Below are 18,478 nucleotides of genomic sequence, written 5' to 3'. Positions count from 1 at the left end.
CTCGTGGGATTTTCCCCGCAAGTTCTCGACGAGACGCCCGTTAGTGCTCGATATCGTGCTCGCGGCTGACCAGCCGTTTGCCGTCCTTGGGCGACAGTTGCAGGAAGATCGCCGCCGCCAGCATGGCCATGATGCCCACGGTGAGGAAGGTCAGCTGGAAGGCGCCCAGTACTGTATTGACCCCGTCATTACCGGCTTCGGCCGTAAAGCCGCCGAGCAATGCACCGGCACAGGCCACGCCCAGGCTCAGGGACAACTGCGCCACCACCGACAGCAAGCTGTTGCCGCTGCTGGCCTGGGCGTCGTCGAGGTCGATCAGGGTGACGGTGTTCATGGCGGTAAATTGCAGGGAGTTGATGGCCCCCAGTACCGCCAGCATGGCCAACAGCAGCGGGTAGGGCGTTTGTTCGCTGACCAGGCCCATGCTCGCCAGCATCAGGCCCAGGGCCAGGGTGTTGCCGGTCAGGACGATGCGGTAGCCGAGGCGCTCGATAAGCGGGCGTGCGATGGACTTGGCGAACATCGCCGCCGCTGCCAGCGGCAGCATGCTCATGCCCGCTTCCGACGGCGAGTAGCCCAGCGCCACCTGCAGCAGCAGCGGTACCAGGAACGGCAATGCGCCGCTGCCCAGGCGCGCAAACAGATTGCCCAGAATCCCCACGGCAAAGGTGCGCGTCTTGAACAGCACCGGCGAGAACAGCGGGTTATCGATATGCCCGGCGCGCAGCCAGTACGCCGCCAGGCAGGCGAACCCGCCGAACAGCAGCAATATCACACGCAGATGCGGCAGGTGCAGTTCGCCCAGGCCTTCCATCGCGATGGTGATCAGCACCATCGCCGCGCCGAACAGCAGAAAGCCCAGGCCGTCGAAGCGCGTGCGCTCGCTGCCGCGCAGGTCGGGGATGAATTTCCACACGGCATAGCAGCCGATCATGCCCACCGGCAGGTTGATCAGGAAGATCCAGTGCCAGGTCAGGTATTGCACCATCCAGCCGCCCATGGTCGGGCCAAGCAAGGGGCCGAGCAGGCCGGGAATGGTGATGAAGCCCATGATCCGCACCAGCTCGGAGCGCGGATAAGCGCGCAGCACCACCAGCCGCCCGACCGGCAGCATCAGCGCACCGCCCAGGCCCTGGATCACCCGTGCGCCCACCAGCATGCTCAAGCTATTGGACAGCGCACACAGCAGCGACCCGATGCTGAACAGCATGATCGCGCCAAAGAAAATCTTCTTGGTGCCAAAGCGGTCAGCGATCCAGCCCGACGCCGGAATCAGCAAGGCGACGGTGAGCATGTAGGCGATCACCACCCCTTGCATGCGCAGCGGGTTTTCCGCGAGGTCCTGCGCCATGGCCGGTAGCGCGGTGTTGAGAATCGTCCCGTCCAGCGACTGCATGAAGAAGGCAATCGCTACCACCCAGGGGAGCCAGCGGGCGGTCTTGGCATCGAGAGGGGCACGATTCGGCATGGGATCCCTTTTAATTAGCAGGCTATGTGTTGGCGATTATGCGCCATCCGTCGCTCCTTTTCCCACTGGCGGTTCGTCTATATCTGACAATGTCACATGCTCTCCCACCAGGAAGTCCAGCAACGCCCGATGCACTGCCAGCGCGGCTTCGCGGGACTCCAGATCCAGCAGATGGCCGGTGTGTTCGGCCACCGCAAAGCTGCTGCGGCCTACGTAGTGTTTGAACAGCTGGGCTTCGTCGGCCGGCGTGTATTCGTCCAGCGCGCCGTTGAGAAAGTGCACCGGTGTTCCAATCTGCCGCAGCGCCGGCAAGTAGTTGCCATCGCCCAAGCCCAGCACCTGGTGGATATGAAAGCGCGCCTGGCGATACTCGGTGGTGGCCATGGTCGACAGGTGTCGATGGTTATTGCGCTTGAGGCGCGGCGACAGGTATTTGCCAACCGTTTCGTTGAGCAGATGGCCGACCGCCGACTTGTCATCGGCCTCGATCAGCACACGCACGCGCTCGACATATTCCAGCATCGCCTGGTTGAGGTTGGGCGCCAGGGCCATCACCACCGAGCTTTCGATGGAGGGCGGATTGTGCGCCAGGGTCAACAGCGTGGAGATGCCGCCCCATGATGCCGAGACCAGATGGTTGACCGCAAAGCGCGCTACCAAGGCACGCAGGATTTGCACCTCGTCGTCCTTGGTGACCAGGTCGAGTTCGGTGTTGTGCTCGCGTGACAAGCCAGAGAAGGGCAAGTCGAACAGCAGCACATTGAAGTGCTCGGCCAGGCATTTGCTGGTACGGGCAAAGGAGCGCGTGGTGGACAGCGCCCCATTGACCATCAGTACGGTTTTTCTGTGCGGATCGTTACCCAGTTGCTCTACGTGAACGTTGTAGTGCTTGAACAGTTTTTCTATGACGAAACTTCCGTGGTTCATGTCAACGCTCCAGCTTGCTTTTCCCGGGCAAGGTTATGCTCTCGTGGGCAGGGGTGGCGAGAAGCCATTAACTGTTATAACGAGGAAAAAGCAGAGCGACAACAGGCCGAACGGCCAAAGTAGGCGGGATAGAAGTTTCGTCGCAGCGCAGGTTATTGAACTGTAGGAGCGAGCTTGCTCGCGAAAAACGTCAACGATAACGCAGCGCTGACAGCCAGCCCGCGGTGTCTGTACGTTCTTCGCGAGCAAGCTCGCTCCTACAGTTTATAAGGTCAGCGTCAGGCGTTTTACCAAAGCGCCTGGCAACAGGTTGGAAGCGGTGTTGCGCTGGTCATAGGTACTGGCCGACAACAGCAGCTCCCGATCAGCGGTCAGCGCTTCCAATTGTGAACCGAGCAACTGATAGACACTGTCATCAAAACGCATGGTGCTGACCGGTGCCTTGATCTCGCCGTTTTCCACCCAGAAGGTCGCAAAGCGCGTCATGCCGGTCAGGCGCGCTGCCGGCAGGTCGGAGTAGTTCAGGTACCAGAGGTTGCTGATATACAGACCGGTGCCCAACTGCTTGAGAATATCGGCCTGGGCCAGGCTGCCGGCCGCCATTTGCAGGGCGCTGGGCGACTCGTCGCTGCTGGCGCCGTTGGTGTTCATGCCGTATTCGGCGGCGCTGCGCGAGTTGACCAACTGGCCCTCGGCCTTGCCTGCGTTGATCAGGGTGACATCCTCACGCGGATAGCCTTCAGTAGAAAACGCCTGGCTCAGGGAGCCGCTGATCTGCTCATCCACCGTCACCAGCGGGCTCAGTGACTGATCACCCGCGTACAGGCGTTGCAACGAACTGCCTTTGCTCGCGATGGCCTGGGCCGAAAAACCACCCCACGTGATGATGCTGATGATTTCTTCCAGCGCTGCCGGCGCAAGGTAGGCGCGATATTGGCCGGGCGCCAGATTGTGGAGCGGGCGACCGAGAAACGCCAGTTGCTCACGGGCCTGCTGGAAACGGGCGGCGAATTCGGCGCTGTTCCAGGTGTGCCCGGCGTAGCTGGCTTTTACCGCTTCGCCATTGGCGTGGAACAGGCTGAAGTCGAAATTGAAGCTGTTAGCCCGGTGCCAGCCGAACGCCCCCGATGAGCTGGCGAAACCACGGCTGATCGGGCCGGCGGCGTAGAAGCCAACCAGGTCCACGCCATCGGCGGCCTGGCTGATATCGTCCAGCACTTGTGCCAGTTCCGGCAGCGGGCGCAGCTGTTCGTTATGGCTGTGCCAGGCATCGGGGTTCAGCAGCAGGTACGGGTCAGGCGGCAACAGCGGCAAGGTTTCGCGCAATTGTTGCAGGCCATTCGCCAGGCGTTGACGATCCAGCTGCGCCTCGCCCGACAGGGTGATACCCAGATCGGCGTGGCGCCCATCGTTGATCAGCTTGAGGTTCAGGCTGGCCTGCTGTACCTGGCCGGCCTGGCGTACCTGCGCATGGTTGAAGCGCACGAACTCGGACGCCTCATCCGCGTAGCCGAGGTGAAATTGTTCTTGATCGGTGACCGCCTGCTTGAGCCAATCCACCAGAGCCTTGAAGTGGTTCATCAGGCATCTCCCCCAAATACATCGACATTGCTGAATACACAGGCCGGCGACGCATGGCCGACACGGATCACCTGGTTGGGTTCGCCCTTGCCGCAGTTCGGCGTGCCCAAGACCTTGAAGGTGCTGGCATCGCCCACTGCGCTGAGCTTGCGCCAGAACTGTGCGGAAATCGCCCGGTAGTTGGGGTTCTTGACCACGCCCTTGAGTTCGCCGTTTTCGATCAACTGGCCCCACTCGCAGCCGAACTGGAACTTGTTGCGCGCATCGTCGATGGACCACGAACGGTTGGTCGACATCAGGATGCCGCTCTCAATGCCGCCCACCAGTTGCGCGAGGCTTTTATCCCCAGGCTCGATATTCAGGTTGGCCATGCGGTCGATGGGCGCACGGTTCCAGCCGCAGGCGCGGCTGTTGGCGACGCCTGGCAGGTTGGCGCGAAATTGCGACAAGGCCCCGCCCAAGGGCTTGAGCAGCAGGCCCTCGCGGATCAGAAACTGCTTGCTGGCGAGTGTGCCGTCGTCGTCATGGCCGTAACTGGCAAGCTGTTCCGGGATGTCCGGGTCGAAGGTGACGTTGAGCAGCGGTGAGCCATACTGCAGGTGGCCGAAGTCGCTGGCTTTCACAAAACTGGTGCCGGCGTAATTGCGCTCGTCACCGAGGATGCGGTCCAGTTCCAGTGGGTGGCCGATGGACTCGTGGATCTGCAGGATCATCTGGTCGGGCATCAGCAGCAGGTCACGCGGGCCGTGGGGCGTATTCGGTGCGAGCAGCAATTGCAGGGCTTCATCGGCTACCTTGCGGGCGGCGCCCACCAGGCCGAAACGCTGGATCACGCCGGCACTGCCTTGCTGGCCGAAGTTGGTACCGCCCTGGGTGCGGGTCTGGCTGTCGTTGCCGTCAAAGGCGGTCACGCTCAGGCCAGGGAACACAAAGCGCTGGGCCTGACGCAATTGCGCGCCGGCGCTGTTGAGGTAGATCTGTTCAACCCGCGTGGTCCCCAGGCTGACTTCCCAGCTCACCAGGCGCTCATCCTTGGGCACGGCGGCAGACTCATCGGCCAGCAATTGGTAGCAGTCGCTCAGGGACGGGAAGGGCTGGTCGAGGTCGGGAGACAGGTAGTCGGCGACGTCGCTGGACACCGGCTGCTGGTGCAGGTCGAGCAGGGCGTGGGGCTTGATCAACCGGGCTTGCTGTTCAGCGCGCTCAAGGGCGGCTTGCAGGCCGGCAAGGGAAATATCGTTGGTCGCGGCGTAGGCTTCCACGCCGTTGAGACGCACGGTAAGCATGGCGCCTTCATCGTGGCCCAGGTGGGGCGGCTCGGCGACGTTCTTGCGTACCGACAGGTACTGGCCGGATTCGCGCACGTAGCGCAGGGAGAAAAATTCGGCGGTGGTGCGCAGGGCACTGAAGTGTTTCTTGAGCGTGGCGTGGTGTTCGAACATGGGGCCTTCCTTGTGGGCGGCTCGGCGCGGGCAGGCGAACAGAGTAGGCCTGGGCGGGGAGCTGATCAAGGAAAGCTGATGACCCGTGGCGAGGGAGCAAGCTCCCTCGCCACAAGGTGTTTCGGTTACTGCGCCAATGGCCCCACTTCACGCAACGGCTTGCCACGCACCGGCGCATCGCCTGCCACGTAGTAGTCGGCGGTGCTGCGCGGCAGTGGCTTGCGGCCACGGATCTTGTCGGCGATTTTCTCGGCGATCATGATCGTTGGCGCGTTCAGGTTGCCGGTAGTGATGATCGGCATGATCGAGGCATCGACCACACGCAAGCCCTGCATGCCATGCACGCGGCCTTCGCCATCGACTACGGCCATCTCGTCGGTGCCCATCTTGCACGAGCAGGACGGGTGGAACGCGGTCTCGGCGTGCTCGCGGATGAACTTGTCCAACTGTTCATCGGTTTGCACTTCAATGCCGGGGCTGATTTCGCGGCCACGGTACGGGTCCAGTGCCGGCTGCTGCATGATTTCACGGGTCAGGCGGATGCCATCGCGGAACTCCTGCCAGTCCTGCTCGGTGGCCATGTAGTTGAAGAGGATGCTCGGGTAGTCCCGTGGGTTCTTCGACTTCAGCTGGATACGGCCACGGCTTGGCGAACGCATGGACCCCATGTGCGCCTGGAAACCGTGCTCTTTCACACCGTTGCTGCCGTTGTAGTTAATCGCCACCGGCAGGAAGTGGTACTGGATGTTTGGCCACTCGAACTCTTCACGGGTACGGATAAAACCGCCCGCTTCGAACTGGTTGCTGGCGCCGATGCCGGTGCCGTTGAACAGCCATTCGGCACCAATCGCCGGCTGGTTGTACCAGAGCAGCGAGGGGTACAGCGACACCGGCTGGGTGCACGCGTATTGCAGGTACAGCTCAAGGTGGTCCTGCAGGTTTTCACCGACGCCCGGCAGGTCGTGGACCACCGGGATGTCGAGGCTTTCCAGCAGTTTGGCCGGGCCGACACCGGAGCGTTGCAGCAGTTGCGGCGAAGCGATCGCGCCGCTGCACACCAGCACTTCTTTCCGCGCACGGGCTTCAACGCGTTCTTCGGCGGCGCCGATCAGGTAACGCACGCCCACTGCACGCTTGCCTTCGAACAGTACTTTGTCGGTGAGGGCATGGGTGACGATGGTCAGGGTCGAACGCTTTTTAGCCGTGTCCAGGTAACCGCGTGCGGTGCTGGCGCGACGGCCGTTCGGCGTGACGGTACGGTCCATCGGGCCGAAGCCTTCTTGCTGGTAGCCGTTCAAGTCTTCGGTACGTGGGTAACCGGCCTGTACGCCCGCTTCGACCATGGCGTGGAACAGCGGGTTGTTGCCCGCTTTTGGTGTGGTCACGCTGACCGGGCCATCGCCACCGTGCCAATCGTTGGGGCCGATGTCGCGGGTTTCGGCTTTGCGGAAATACGGCAGGCAGTCCAGGTAGGTCCAGTCTTCCAGGCCCGGCAGCTTCGACCAATTGTCGTAGTCCATGGCGTTGCCACGGATGTAGCACATGCCGTTGATCAGGGAAGAGCCACCCAGGCCCTTGCCGCGCCCGCATTCCATCCGGCGGCCGTCCATGTGTGGCTCTGGATCGGTTTCGTAGGCCCAGTTGTAGCGGCGGCCTTGCAGCGGGAAGGCCAGGGCGGCTGGCATCTGGGTACGGAAATCGAGGCGGTAGTCGGGGCCACCGGCTTCCAGCAGCAAAACGGTGACGCCTTCGTCTTCGGTCAGACGGGTCGCCAGGGTGTTACCGGCAGAGCCGGCACCCACAATGATGTAATCGTATTCTTGGGACATTGGATGCACCCTCTTGAAGTCTAGTCAGGTCGGGCCTCATCGGGGGCTTGCCCCCGATGGCGGCCTCAAAGGCAATACAAGGCTCGGCTCTTAGAACACCGAGGCGTAATCGCCCAACTCAACCTGTACCGATTTGATGCGGGTGAAGTTGTTCAGCGAGCTGATGCCGTTCTCACGGCCCACACCCGACTGCTTGTAGCCGCCAACCGGCATCTTCGCGTCGGACTCGCCCCAGGCGTTGATCCAGCAGATACCGGCTTCCAACTGATGAATCACGCGGTGGGCGCGGTTCAGGTCCTTGGTCACCAGGCCAGCGGCCAGGCCGAAGTCGGTGTCGTTGGCGCGGCGGATCACTTCTTCTTCGGTCTCGTAGGTGAGGATGCTCATCACCGGGCCGAAGATTTCTTCACGCACGATCACCATGTCATCGGTGCAGTCGGTGAACACGGTCGGGGCCACGAAGGCGCCTTTGGCGAAGTCACCCTCGGTCAGGCGGTCGCCGCCGCACAGCAGGCGGGCGCCTTGCTCTTTGCCTTTGGCGATGTAGCCCAGCACGCTTTCCATGTGGGCAAAGCTGACCAGCGGGCCGAAGTTGGTGTTTTCGTCTTCCGGGTTGCCGATGCGAATACGCGCAACACGTTCGACGATCTTGGCTTCGAACGCCGCTTGCAGGTGCTTGGGCACGAACACGCGGGTGCCGTTGGTGCAGACCTGGCCGGAGCTGTAGAAGTTGGCCATCATGGCGGTGTCGGCGGCGCGGTCGAGGTCGGCGTCGTCGAAAATGATCAGCGGGGACTTGCCGCCCAGCTCCATGGTTACGTCCTTGAGCGAGGAGCTCGACGCGCTGGCCATGACTTTCTTGCCGGTGTCGGTGCCGCCGGTGAAGGAGACTTTTTCGATGCGCGGGTGCTCGGTCAGCCAGGTGCCGACTTCGCGGCCGCTGCCAGTCAGTACGTTGAACACGCCCGCTGGAACGCCTGCCTCGGTGTAGATCTCGGCCAGTTTCAGGGTGGTCAGCGAGGTGACTTCGCTTGGCTTGAAGATCATCGCGTTACCGGCAGCCAGGGCCGGTGCGGATTTCCACAGGGCGATCTGGATCGGGTAGTTCCACGCGCCGATACCGGCCACTACGCCCAGCGGCTCGCGACGGGTGTAGACAAACGAGGTGTCGCGCAGTGGGATCTGCTCGCCTTCGATGGCAGGCACCAGGCCGGCGTAGTATTCCAGCACGTCAGCGCCGGTGACGATGTCGACGTATTTGGTTTCGGAGAAGGCTTTACCGGTGTCCAGGGTTTCCAGGGCGGCCAGTTCATCGTTGCGCTCGCGCAGGATGTCCACGGCACGACGCAGGATGCGCGAACGCTCCATGGCGGTCATGGCAGCCCAGATCTTCTGGCCTTTTTCAGCGCTGACCACGGCACGTTCAACGTCATCGAAGGTGGCGCGTTGCACTTGGGCGAGAACTTCACCGTTAGCCGGGTTGATGGCTTCGAAGGTGGCATCGCTGCCAGCGTCGCTGTAGCCGCCGTCAATGTAGAGTTTTTGCAGGTCGAAACGGGCCATAAAGTCCTCGCAAGTGCATAAGTGGTTGGCGTTACCCGCCGAACAGTGGGCCATGGGGGTGTGGCAACACTGAGCGGCGGACGTTCAGGGGTTGAGCATTTATAAGGGCTCTAACTCACCTGCTTGGCCAATTGGAAATCCATGTATTCGTAAGCGATCCGTTGCGCCTGCTCCGTGTCGAAAGCGTCTCCCGACAGGGCGCCGCGCAACCACAAACCGTCGATCAAAGCCGCCAGCCCGCGGGCTGCGCTGCGTGCCTCGGGTAACGGCATCGCACGGCGGAACTGGCAACACAGGTTGGAATACAGACGGTGATCGTTGATCCGCTGCAACCTGTGCAATGACGGGTGGTGCATGCTGGTGGCCCAGAAGGCCAGCCAGGTTTTCATTGCCGGGCCGTTGACCTGGCTGGCGTCGAAGTTGCCTTCGATGATCACCTGAAGGTGCGCCCGTGGGCTGTCATCCTTCAAGGCACGCCTGCGCTCTTGCACGTTCTCGATCAGCGCATTCATCAGGTAGCGCATCGTCGCTGCGATCAGGCCGTTCTTGTCCTGAAAGTAGTGGCTGATGATGCCGTTCGAGACGCCGGCCAGACGGGCGATCAGCGCAATGCTGGCATCTCCCATCCCGACCCGATCGATGGCCGTCAACGTGGCTTCGATCAACTGCTGGCGGCGTATGGGTTGCATACCGACCTTGGGCATGTAGCACCTCTCCTTAGGCCTGCCGATGGGCGATCCACGTCCATCGGCTTGAGGGCCAGTCTATTTTGTTTTGATTGAACGTTCAATCAACAAAGAATAAGATCTGCGACAAATGGTCGCTGCCTACAGATGTTTCCTACCTGCGAGCTGCAACCTTCGACACCTGCAAAAACCCTTGAAACAGGCCACTTCAGAGCCTGATCACCGCTTCGGCGGGCTCAAGAATTTTCGGGGTGTCTTTATAACACCCGTCCGTCGACTGCCGAAAAATCGATGTCCCGGGATAACCGTTGCCTTGTGTTTCTCTCTCGCACTGCCTGGAGCATCTGCGCCATGAGTTCTGCCTCTCTTATAAAGACCCCACCGGAAAAGGTCCGGGTCAACGGTTGGGTGTTCTACACCTCCACCGCGCTGATTTTATTGCTGACCGCCATTCTGATCGTCGCCCCGCAGGAGGCCGGGCGCATGCTCGGCGTAGCACAGGCCTGGCTGTCGAAAAGCTTTGGCTGGTACTACATGGTGGTCATCGCCGCCTACCTGGTGTTTGTGGTCGGCCTGGCGTTTTCGTCCTATGGGAAACTTAAGCTGGGTGCGAAGGACGATACCCCAGACTTCAGCTATGGCGCCTGGGCCGGCATGTTGTTCTCGTCCGGTATCGGCATCTCGCTGTTGTATTTCGGTGCGTCCGAGCCGTTGGACCACTACTTCAACCCGCCCGAAGGCGCTGCCGCCAGCAATGGCGCGGCACGCCAGGCGCTGCAACTGACCTTCCTGCACTGGGGCCTGCACGGCTGGGCGATCTATGCGCTGGTCGGCCTGGCCGTGGCGTACTTTGCGTACCGTCACAACCAACCGCTGGCACTGCGTTCGGCGCTGTACCCGCTGGTGGGCGAGCGTTGGGTGAAGGGCGCGGCCGGCCACGCGGTAGACGGTTTCGGCATGTTCGTGACCCTGCTGGGCCTGGTGACCAACCTGGGGATCGGCTCGATGCAGGTGTCGTCGGGGCTGGAAAACCTGTTCGGCATGGAGCACAGCAATACCAACCTGCTGATCGTGATCATCGTGATGAGCACCGTGGCGACCATTGCCGCCGTGTCGGGTGTGGAAAACGGTATTCGCCGCCTGTCCAACCTCAACATCGTGCTGTTCAGCGGTTTGCTGATCTTCGTGCTGTTGTTCGGCCCTACCTTGCACCTGCTCAATGGCCTGGTGCAGAACACCGGTGATTACCTCAACGGTATCGTGCTGAAAACCTTCGACCTGTATGTGTACGAAGGCGACGGTGCCAAGACCGAACGCTGGATGGGTCTGTGGACTCTGTTCTACTGGGCCTGGTGGATTTCCTGGGCGCCATTTGTGGGCATGTTCATCGCGCGTATTTCCCGTGGTCGTACCGTGCGCGAGCTGGTGGCTGGCGTATTGCTGATCCCGCTGGGCTTTACCCTGGCGTGGCTGTCGATCTTCGGCAACTCGGCCCTGGACCTGGTGTTGAACCATGGGGCGGTGGAGTTGGGCAAGACGGCGCTGGAACAACCGTCCATGGCCATCTACCAACTGCTTGAGCATTACCCGGCGTCGAAAGTGGTGATCGGCGTGTCGATCTTCGTGGGCTTTGTGCTGTTCCTGACCCCGGCGGATTCCGGCGCGGTGATGATGGCCAACCTGTCCTGCAAGGGCGGCAACGTGGATGAAGATGCGCCGCACTGGTTGCGTATCTTCTGGTCGGCGGTGATCACCCTGGTGACCATCGGTCTGCTGTTTGCCGGTAACTTCGAAGCCATGCAAACCATGGTGGTGCTGGCGGGGCTGCCGTTCTCGGTGGTGCTGGTGTTCTTTATGTTCGGTTTGCACAAGGCCATGCGCCAGGACGTGGCCATCGAACAGGAGCAGGCGCAATTGGCTGAACGCGGGCGTCGTGGTTTCAGCGAGCGCTTGAGCGCCCTGGACCTGCAACCGAGCCAGGCCACCGTGCAGCGCTTTATGGACAAGCACGTAACGCCGGCGTTGGAAGAAGCCGCGAGTGCGTTGCGTGATCAGGGCCTGGAAGTGCAGACCCTGCTGGGCAAATCCAAACGCTGCATCGGCGTGCGGATCGAGATGGACGAGGGTAACCCGTTTGTCTACGAAGTGAGCCTGGATGGCTACTCGGCGGCGCCGGCTGACCTGCCTGAGGAAGAGCGCACCCGTTACTACCGTGCCGAGGTGTACCTGCACAACGGGCCGCAGGAGTATGACCTGATGGGCTTCACCCAGGAACAGATCACCCGGGATGTGCTCGATCAGTTTGAAAGCCATCGGCAGCTCCTTGGCCGGGTCTATAGCTGATGCGTGAAAGCCGGTGGCGTCGTCCTGACGCCCCGGCTCCCTGTAGGAGCGAGCTTGCTCGCGAAAGACGTGAACGATAACGCAGCGCTAATCTGGTAGCCCGTGTCGCTTGCTCGTTTTTCGCGAGCAAGCTCGCTCCTACAGGGGGTCTTCTAGCCCAGGTTCTTGCCCAGCAGGGCGTGGTAGAGCTCACTGTCTCCCAAAATCCCCACCACCTTGTTGTTGTCATGCAGCACCAGCTTGTTCCCGGTCTGATAGCGAATCTGCAACGCATCGCGCATGCCAATGTTCGAGTCCACCAGCGTCGGTACGCGGCCCAGCCCTTCCACGGCTTGCCCTGGCGCCCAGTTCTGCAGGTTCATCGTCACGCCATTCTGGCGTGCGCCCCGGATCGTGTTGCCATCGGCCAGGTCGAGCCAGGAGTCGCCACCCGGATCAAGGCATACCGAACCATTCACACGCGTGCAGTTATCCAGGGTGCGCATCAGGCTGCGCCCGCACAGCACGTTCAACGGGTTGGTATGGGCGACGAAGGTGCGCACATAGTCGTCCGCCGGGTTCAGCACGATCTCTTCCGGCACGCTGTACTGGATGATCTTGCCGTCTTTCATGATCGCGATACGGCTGCCGAGCTTGAGTGCTTCATCCAGGTCGTGGCTCACGAACACGATGGTCTTGCTCAACTTGCGTTGCAGTTCCAACAGTTCATCTTGCAAGCCTTGGCGAATCAGCGGGTCGAGGGCCGAGAAGGGTTCGTCCATCAGCAGGATATCGGCGTCCATCGCCAGGGCGCGGGCCAGGCCGACGCGTTGCTGCATACCGCCGGACAACTCATCGGGCTTCTTGTTGCGCCATTGGCTCAGGCCCACCAGTTCGAGTTTCTCGTCCACCAGCGTGCGTCGTTCTTTCTCCGGTCGGCCCTGCATCTCCAGGCCGAAGCTGATGTTCTCGCGCACCGTCAGCCAGGGCATCAAGGCGAACTTCTGGAACACCATGGCGATGCGTTTGGTGCGCATCATTTTCAGCTCGGCGGGGGTGCAGGAGGCGATGTCGATCTGGCGACCTTCATGCTCCACAAACAGTTGGCCGCGGCTGACGGTGTTGAGGCCGTTGATGCAGCGCAGCAGGCTCGACTTGCCCGAGCCAGAGAGGCCCATCAGCACACAGATCTCGCCTTTCTCGATATCCAGGCTGGCCTTTTCAACGCCGACAATCTGCCCGGTTTTCTTCAGGATTTCGTTACGGCTCATGCCCTGGTCCAGCAGCTTGAGCGCTTCGCGTGGGTCTTTGGAAAAGATCACGTCGACGTTGTCAAATCGGATAATGCTCATGCATCACCCCCTACTTTAGCGTCGGGTTGTTTGCAGATACGGTCGAGCATGATGGCGAGCAACACAATGGCCAGGCCCGCTTCAAAGCCCAGCGCAATATCGGCAGTGTTGAGTGCATTGACCACCGGCTTGCCGAGGCCGTCAGCGCCCACCAAGGCCGCGATCACCACCATCGACAGCGACAGCATGATGCATTGAGTAATGCCGGCGGCGATGCTCGGCATGGCGTGGGGCAGTTCAATGCGCGAGAGCAACTGGCGGCGCGAGCAGCCAAAAGCCTTGCCGGCGTCCATCAGCTCTTGCGGCACATCGCGGATACCCAGGTAGGTCAGGCGGATCGGCGCGGCAATCGCGAACACCACCGTGGAAATCAGCCCAGGCACCACACCCAGCCCGAAGAGGGTCAGGGTAGGGATGAGGTAGACGAAGGTCGGTACGGTCTGCATCAGATCGAGCACCGGCCGCATCATGGTGTAGAACATCGGTTTATGCGCGGCAACAATGCCCAGCGGCACACCAATGACCACGCAGACGAGGGTGGCGAACAGCACCTGCGCGAGGGTTTCCATGGTTTCCTGCCAGTACCCCAGGTTGAGGATCAGCAGGAAGGAGGCGATGACAAAAACAGTCAGTCCCCATTTACGTTGAATAAAGTGAGCCAGCAGCGCAATCAGACCGATCAATGCCAGTGGATTGAACCAGGTCAGCGCAAACGTCACGCCGTGGATCATCGTTTCCAGTGTCGATGCGATTGCGTCGAAGTAGTTGGCACCGTGTTGGGTCAACCAGTCGACGAAGGCAGCGATGTACTGGCCTAGTGGGATTTTCTGTTCAGTCAGCATGGTAGTGAATGTCCACATGCGAAGGGGAAAACATCCCAGGCCAGCGCACCGGCCTGGGGTCAGCGGGTGCTATTTGGCGAGGTAAGCTTTAACGGCATCGAGCCCTGGTTTGCCATCAACGGTGGTGACACCGGCGAGCCAGGTGTCGAGCACTTGCGGGTTCTTCTGCAGCCAGGCCTTGGCGGCTGCATCGGCCTTCATCTTGTCGTCCAGGACGTTACCCATCAGGGTGCTTTCCATATCGAGGGTGAACACCAGGTTTTTCAGCAGCTGGCCGACGTTGCTGCATTCCTGGGTGTAGCCTTTGCGGGTGTTGGTGTAGATGGTGGCCTGGCCGTAGTTGGGGCCGAACGAGTCATCACCACCGGTCAGGTACTTCATCTTGAAGCGGGTGTTCATCGGGTGTGGTTCCCAGCCGAGAAACACGATGGCCTGGTTGCGCTTGGAGGCGCGTTCAACCTGGGAGAGCATGCCGGCTTCGCTGGATTCGACCACCTTGAAACCGGCGGTTTTCAGGCCGAAGGCATCTTTGTCGATCAGTGTCTGGATGGTGCGGTTGCCATCGTTGCCCGGCTCGATGCCGTAGATCTTGCCGCCCAGCTCATCCTTGAATTTGGCGATGTCGGCGAAGTCCTTCAGGCCCTTCTCATACAGCGCCTCAGGGACCGCCAGGGTGTACTTGGCGTTCTCCAGGTTGGCGCGTACGGTTTCCACGGTGCCGGCATCACGGTACTGCTTGATGTCGTTTTCCATGGTCGGCATCCAGTTGCCGAGGAAAATGTCCATGTTCTTGCCGTCGGCCAGGGACTTGTAAGTCACAGGTACCGAAATCATCGTGGTGCGTGGCTTGTAGCCCAGGCCCTTGAGGATTTCGCTGGTGGTCGCGGTGGTGACGGTGATGTCGGTCCAGCCGACATCGGAGAAGTTGACGGTCTTGCACTGTTCCGGTTCTGCGGCGTGTGCCACGACTGGCAGACTCAGCATGGCGGCCAACAACAACGAGGGTGAACCTTTCATGTGGGTAGACTCCTGTGTCTTTTCTGGCGGCATTCGCCGCGCTTTATAAGTGTTGCGGTTGGAGCGTGCGACGAAGCGGATGGCGCGGTGCCGTGCAAACGAGTCGAGACTGATCATGTACCAGTGAAAATCTGACGCCTACAGGGGGCGTCGTATCCAGTACAGGGAGGGTCGTATCCAGTACCGATGACGTCGCTTACAGGTTTTTCCGAAGGTAAAACTGCTGTTTTTACCCTTCTGCACCGCAAAAAACGGCCAAAATAGACGTTCGCACGCGAGCGACGCTGGTGAGCATGGACGCGTCGGTGTGGGACGCCGTGATGACGAACAAAAGCTTGATGATGCCGCCATCTGGGCGATCTGAGCGTAGCACCTCGTTCAAGCCCGGCCCGTGCTTATCGAGGAGTTTCACGTTAATGGCTATCAGCGTTTTCGACCTGTTCAAGATCGGCATCGGGCCTTCGAGTTCGCACACCGTGGGGCCCATGCGCGCCGCGGCGTTGTTCGTTCAAGGGTTGCGTGAGCGTGGGTGGCTGGAACAGGTGCAGCGTGTCGAAGTGCAACTGTACGGCTCGCTGTCGGCCACCGGCATCGGCCACGGCAGCGACACCGCCACCATCATGGGCCTGATGGGCGAGTGGCCAGACGCAATCGATCCCACGCAAATCGGCGCACGCATCCACACCCTGCGCGAAACCGATACGCTGCTGCTGGACGGGCGTTTGCCGGTGCCGTTTGTGTGGGCGCGCGACATGCGCCTGCTCGATGAGAACCTGCCGTTCCATCCCAATGCCATGACCCTGGTGGTGTTTGGCGAAAACGGCGAGTTGCACCGCGACACCTATTACTCGGTGGGCGGCGGTTTTGTGGTGGATGAAGCCCAGGCCCAAAGCGGTGTGGCGGACATGGACCGCACCGAGCTGCCTTATGATTTTTCCAGTGCCGTGGAGCTGTTGCAGCTGTGCAAGACCCACAACCTGCGCGTTGCCGAACTGATGCTGGCGAATGAAAAAACCTGGCGCAGCGAAGAAGAAATCCGCAGCGGCCTGATGAAGCTCTGGCGCGCCATGCAAGATTGCGTGGAGCAGGGCCTCAAGCACGAAGGCATCCTGCCCGGCGGCTTGAACGTGCGCCGTCGCGCTGCCAAGTTGCACCGCAGCTTGCAGGAGCTGAACAAGCCCAATGTGATCGGCTCGACCTTGAGCGCCATGGAATGGGTCAACCTGTTCGCCCTGGCGGTCAACGAAGAAAACGCTGCCGGTGGGCGCATGGTCACGGCGCCCACCAACGGCGCGGCGGGAATCATCCCGGCGGTGTTGCACTACTTTATGAAGTTCAGTGAAGAAGTCACCGAAGCCAACGTGGTCGACTACCTGCTGGGCGCGGCGGCGGTGGGCATCCTGTGTAAAAAGAACGCTTCGATTTCCGGTGCCGAAGTCGGTTGCCAGGGCGAGGTCGGTTCCGCGTGCGCCATGGCCGCAGCCGGGCTGGCGGAGATCCTCGGCGCCACGCCGGAGCAACTGTGCAACGCCGCCGAAATCGGCCTGGAACACAACCTCGGCCTGACCTGCGACCCGGTGGGCGGCCTGGTGCAAGTGCCGTGTATCGAGCGCAATGCAATTGCGGCGGTGAAGGCGATCAACGCGGCGCAAATGGCGTTGCGTGGCGATGGCCAGCACTTTATCTCGTTGGATCGGGTGATCCGCACCATGCGTGATACCGGGGCCGATATGCATGACAAGTACAAAGAGACATCACGCGGTGGGTTGGCGGTGAGTGCTGTGGAGTGCTGAGACCGAGTCGCCTGAATTCGCGAGCAAGCCCGCTCCCACCTTTGACCGAGTAGATCCTGAAGGAATGCAGTCAAATGTGGGAGCGGGCTTGCTCGCGAATGCGGTAGCTCAGCCAACACTGCTCACAAAGTGAACACCCTCAACCAAAATCGCCATCTTTTAGCGCGTCGCAAATAGATAAGTAGCTTCCGAACGATTTCCTACACGATCACACGCCTGATGTGCTTTGGGTGACAGACTTCTCCTACGCCCGCAAAGCGCCTTCCCACAAGTGCTACCGATCTGCTCACCCCCCTTGAACCTCGCCGGTTATGCTTCATATCCCGCACTTCACGCGCGGGCTTGTATAGACGCATCAACAGGTCGTTTTCAGGAGTTCTTGAATAGCCATTCAATTTTAGGCATGGCATTTGCTCTATCAATTACAAAGCCTCTCCTTTCCAGGACGAGCGCAATAACAAGAGCCTCGCCTGAGGCCGCCACCCGCTTTGTGTGATGTGAGGAGATACCGCGATGACGTCGACCAACTCCGGGGCCCAACCCCAGAACCGTGCGCCTCAATCCATCGGCTTTTTGCTGCTGGACAATTTCACGCTGATTTCCCTGGCGTCTGCCGTGGAGCCACTGCGCATGGCCAACCAGCTGTCCGGCCGCGAGCTGTATCGCTGGACAACCCTGAGTGTCGACGGCAACCAAGTGTGGGCCAGCGATGGCCTGCAAATCACACCCGATGCCTCCATGCACAAAGCACCCGTCCTGGACACGGTCATCGTGTGCGGCGGCGTAGGTATCCAGCGCACCGTCACCCGTGAACATGTGTCGTGGCTGCAAAGCCAGGCACGCCAGTCTCGTCGCCTTGGCGCAGTGTGCACCGGCAGCTGGGCCCTGGCCTGCGCCGGCTTGCTCGACGGCTTTGATTGCAGCGTGCACTGGGAATGCCTGGCGTCGATGCAGGAAGCCTTCCCGCGGGTAGCCATGAGTACGCGCCTGTTCACCCTCGACCGCAACCGCTTCACCAGCTCCGGTGGCACCGCGCCCCTGGACATGATGTTGCACCTGATCAGCCGCGACCACGGCCGTGAATTGTCGGCCGCCATCTCCGAGATGTTCGTGTACGAACGCATCCGCAACGAACAGGATCACCAGCGTGTGCCGCTCAAGCACATGCTTGGCACCAACCAGCCCAAGCTGCAGGAAATCGTCGCGCTGATGGAAGCCAACCTCGAAGAGCCGATCGACCTGGACGAACTGGCGGTGTATGTTGCCGTGTCGCGCCGGCAGTTGGAGCGGCTGTTCCAGAAATACCTGCACTGCTCGCCGTCGCGCTACTACCTCAAGCTGCGCCTGATCCGCGCACGGCAACTGCTCAAGCAGACGCCGATGTCGATCATCGAAGTCGCCTCGGTGTGCGGGTTTGTGTCTACGCCGCACTTTTCCAAGTGCTACCGCGAATATTTCGGCATTCCGCCACGGGATGAACGCGTAGGCTCCAACACCACCCAGCAAGTGGCGATGATGCCGATTCCGCAGGCGTTGGTGTTGTCACCGTTGTCGGGGCCGATGTCGGCGTTGAGCCAGGCGCGCAATGAGTCGACCTTTGCCAGTGTAAGGCTCTGACACCGGGCTGCCTTATTGTAGGAGCGAGCTTGCTCGCGA

The 18,478-nt window shown here is 60.9% G+C and carries 13 protein-coding genes; 3 read left to right on the top strand and 10 right to left on the bottom strand.

Features of this window, described 5'->3' with window-relative positions:
* Window positions 1–40: 40 nt before the first annotated feature.
* The 7 genes from mdtD to betI all read right to left on the bottom strand — a co-directional run bounded on the left by mdtD (window position 41) and on the right by betI (window position 9,514).
* On the bottom strand, window positions 41–1,468 hold the full coding sequence (mdtD, locus tag BUE92_RS20160) for a multidrug transporter subunit MdtD (RefSeq protein WP_073525907.1): 1,428 nt from the start codon (window positions 1,466–1,468) through the stop codon (window positions 41–43).
* A 36-nt stretch (window positions 1,469–1,504) separates the two neighbouring features.
* Window positions 1,505–2,395: an alpha/beta fold hydrolase gene (locus BUE92_RS20155; RefSeq protein WP_073525906.1), complete on the bottom strand. Its 891-nt coding sequence runs from the start codon at window positions 2,393–2,395 to the stop codon at window positions 1,505–1,507.
* Window positions 2,396–2,659: 264 nt separating this feature from the next.
* Entirely contained in the window at window positions 2,660–3,976 is a 1,317-nt protein-coding gene (locus tag BUE92_RS20150; RefSeq protein WP_073525904.1) for a TldD/PmbA family protein, read from the bottom strand.
* Entirely contained in the window at window positions 3,976–5,418 is a 1,443-nt protein-coding gene (locus tag BUE92_RS20145) for a TldD/PmbA family protein (RefSeq protein ID WP_073525902.1), read from the bottom strand. Before BUE92_RS20145 ends, BUE92_RS20150 begins: the two co-directional genes overlap by 1 nt.
* Window positions 5,419–5,543: 125 nt before the next feature.
* Window positions 5,544–7,247 (bottom strand): choline dehydrogenase, encoded by a 1,704-nt coding sequence (betA, locus tag BUE92_RS20140; protein ID WP_014720262.1) that lies wholly within the window; start codon window positions 7,245–7,247, stop codon window positions 5,544–5,546.
* Between the two features lie 90 nt (window positions 7,248–7,337).
* Window positions 7,338–8,810, bottom strand: coding sequence for a betaine-aldehyde dehydrogenase (gene betB / locus BUE92_RS20135; protein WP_073525901.1), 1,473 nt, complete (start codon window positions 8,808–8,810; stop codon window positions 7,338–7,340).
* Window positions 8,811–8,920: 110 nt separating this feature from the next.
* Window positions 8,921–9,514 carry a transcriptional regulator BetI gene (gene betI, locus BUE92_RS20130; protein ID WP_054898188.1) on the bottom strand — a complete coding sequence of 198 codons (594 nt, stop codon included), beginning with the start codon at window positions 9,512–9,514 and terminating at the stop codon, window positions 8,921–8,923.
* Window positions 9,515–9,904: 390 nt separating this feature from the next.
* On the opposite strand from betI, the gene BUE92_RS20125 reads away from it, so the two are divergent.
* The gene (locus BUE92_RS20125) at window positions 9,905–11,839 is read left to right on the top strand and encodes a BCCT family transporter (protein WP_256673994.1); all 1,935 of its coding nucleotides are present in this window, start codon (window positions 9,905–9,907) and stop codon (window positions 11,837–11,839) included.
* A 152-nt stretch (window positions 11,840–11,991) separates the two neighbouring features.
* On the opposite strand, the gene choV is transcribed toward BUE92_RS20125, so the two are convergent.
* The 3 genes from choV to BUE92_RS20110 form a co-directional block, all read right to left on the bottom strand.
* The gene (gene choV / locus BUE92_RS20120; protein WP_073525897.1) at window positions 11,992–13,170 is read right to left on the bottom strand and encodes a choline ABC transporter ATP-binding protein; all 1,179 of its coding nucleotides are present in this window, start codon (window positions 13,168–13,170) and stop codon (window positions 11,992–11,994) included.
* Window positions 13,167–14,012 carry a choline ABC transporter permease subunit gene (choW, locus tag BUE92_RS20115; RefSeq protein WP_003194913.1) on the bottom strand — a complete coding sequence of 282 codons (846 nt, stop codon included), beginning with the start codon at window positions 14,010–14,012 and terminating at the stop codon, window positions 13,167–13,169. The genes choV and choW overlap by 4 nt, the downstream gene beginning before the upstream one ends.
* 69 nt (window positions 14,013–14,081) lie before the next feature.
* Complete coding sequence (locus BUE92_RS20110; protein ID WP_034128893.1) at window positions 14,082–15,029, bottom strand: choline ABC transporter substrate-binding protein; 948 nt, start codon at window positions 15,027–15,029, stop codon at window positions 14,082–14,084.
* Window positions 15,030–15,445: 416 nt separating this feature from the next.
* Here BUE92_RS20110 and BUE92_RS20105 point away from each other — a divergent pair, with 416 nt between their 5' ends.
* Together BUE92_RS20105 and BUE92_RS20100 are read left to right on the top strand one after the other, a co-directional pair.
* Window positions 15,446–16,822 (top strand): L-serine ammonia-lyase, encoded by a 1,377-nt coding sequence (locus BUE92_RS20105; protein WP_014720257.1) that lies wholly within the window; start codon window positions 15,446–15,448, stop codon window positions 16,820–16,822.
* A gap of 513 nt (window positions 16,823–17,335) precedes the next feature.
* Window positions 17,336–18,439: a GlxA family transcriptional regulator gene (locus tag BUE92_RS20100; protein ID WP_034128892.1), complete on the top strand. Its 1,104-nt coding sequence runs from the start codon at window positions 17,336–17,338 to the stop codon at window positions 18,437–18,439.
* Window positions 18,440–18,478: the final 39 nt, after the last annotated feature.

Source organism: Pseudomonas fluorescens, from assembly GCF_001902145.1.
Taxonomy (GTDB): Bacteria; Pseudomonadota; Gammaproteobacteria; order Pseudomonadales; family Pseudomonadaceae; genus Aquipseudomonas; species Aquipseudomonas fluorescens_BV.
The sequence above is the reverse complement of the archived record's forward strand: the minus strand, read 5'-3'. Positions and strand labels throughout refer to the sequence as shown.

What these genes read in the sequence shown, in the direction of transcription:
- BUE92_RS20105 (WP_014720257.1), top strand. Translation starts at nt 15,446, where the DNA reads ATGGCTATCAGCGTTTTCGACCTGTTCAAGATCGGCATCGGGCCTTCG.
- choW (WP_003194913.1), bottom strand. Translation starts at nt 14,012, where the DNA reads ATGCTGACTGAACAGAAAATCCCACTAGGCCAGTACATCGCTGCCTTC.
- BUE92_RS20155 (WP_073525906.1), bottom strand. Translation starts at nt 2,395, where the DNA reads ATGAACCACGGAAGTTTCGTCATAGAAAAACTGTTCAAGCACTACAAC.
- BUE92_RS20100 (WP_034128892.1), top strand. Translation starts at nt 17,336, where the DNA reads ATGACGTCGACCAACTCCGGGGCCCAACCCCAGAACCGTGCGCCTCAA.
- BUE92_RS20150 (WP_073525904.1), bottom strand. Translation starts at nt 3,976, where the DNA reads ATGAACCACTTCAAGGCTCTGGTGGATTGGCTCAAGCAGGCGGTCACC.
- betI (WP_054898188.1), bottom strand. Translation starts at nt 9,514, where the DNA reads ATGCCCAAGGTCGGTATGCAACCCATACGCCGCCAGCAGTTGATCGAA.
- BUE92_RS20110 (WP_034128893.1), bottom strand. Translation starts at nt 15,029, where the DNA reads ATGAAAGGTTCACCCTCGTTGTTGTTGGCCGCCATGCTGAGTCTGCCA.
- betA (WP_014720262.1), bottom strand. Translation starts at nt 7,247, where the DNA reads ATGTCCCAAGAATACGATTACATCATTGTGGGTGCCGGCTCTGCCGGT.
- mdtD (WP_073525907.1), bottom strand. Translation starts at nt 1,468, where the DNA reads ATGCCGAATCGTGCCCCTCTCGATGCCAAGACCGCCCGCTGGCTCCCC.
- choV (WP_073525897.1), bottom strand. Translation starts at nt 13,170, where the DNA reads ATGAGCATTATCCGATTTGACAACGTCGACGTGATCTTTTCCAAAGAC.
- betB (WP_073525901.1), bottom strand. Translation starts at nt 8,810, where the DNA reads ATGGCCCGTTTCGACCTGCAAAAACTCTACATTGACGGCGGCTACAGC.
- BUE92_RS20145 (WP_073525902.1), bottom strand. Translation starts at nt 5,418, where the DNA reads ATGTTCGAACACCACGCCACGCTCAAGAAACACTTCAGTGCCCTGCGC.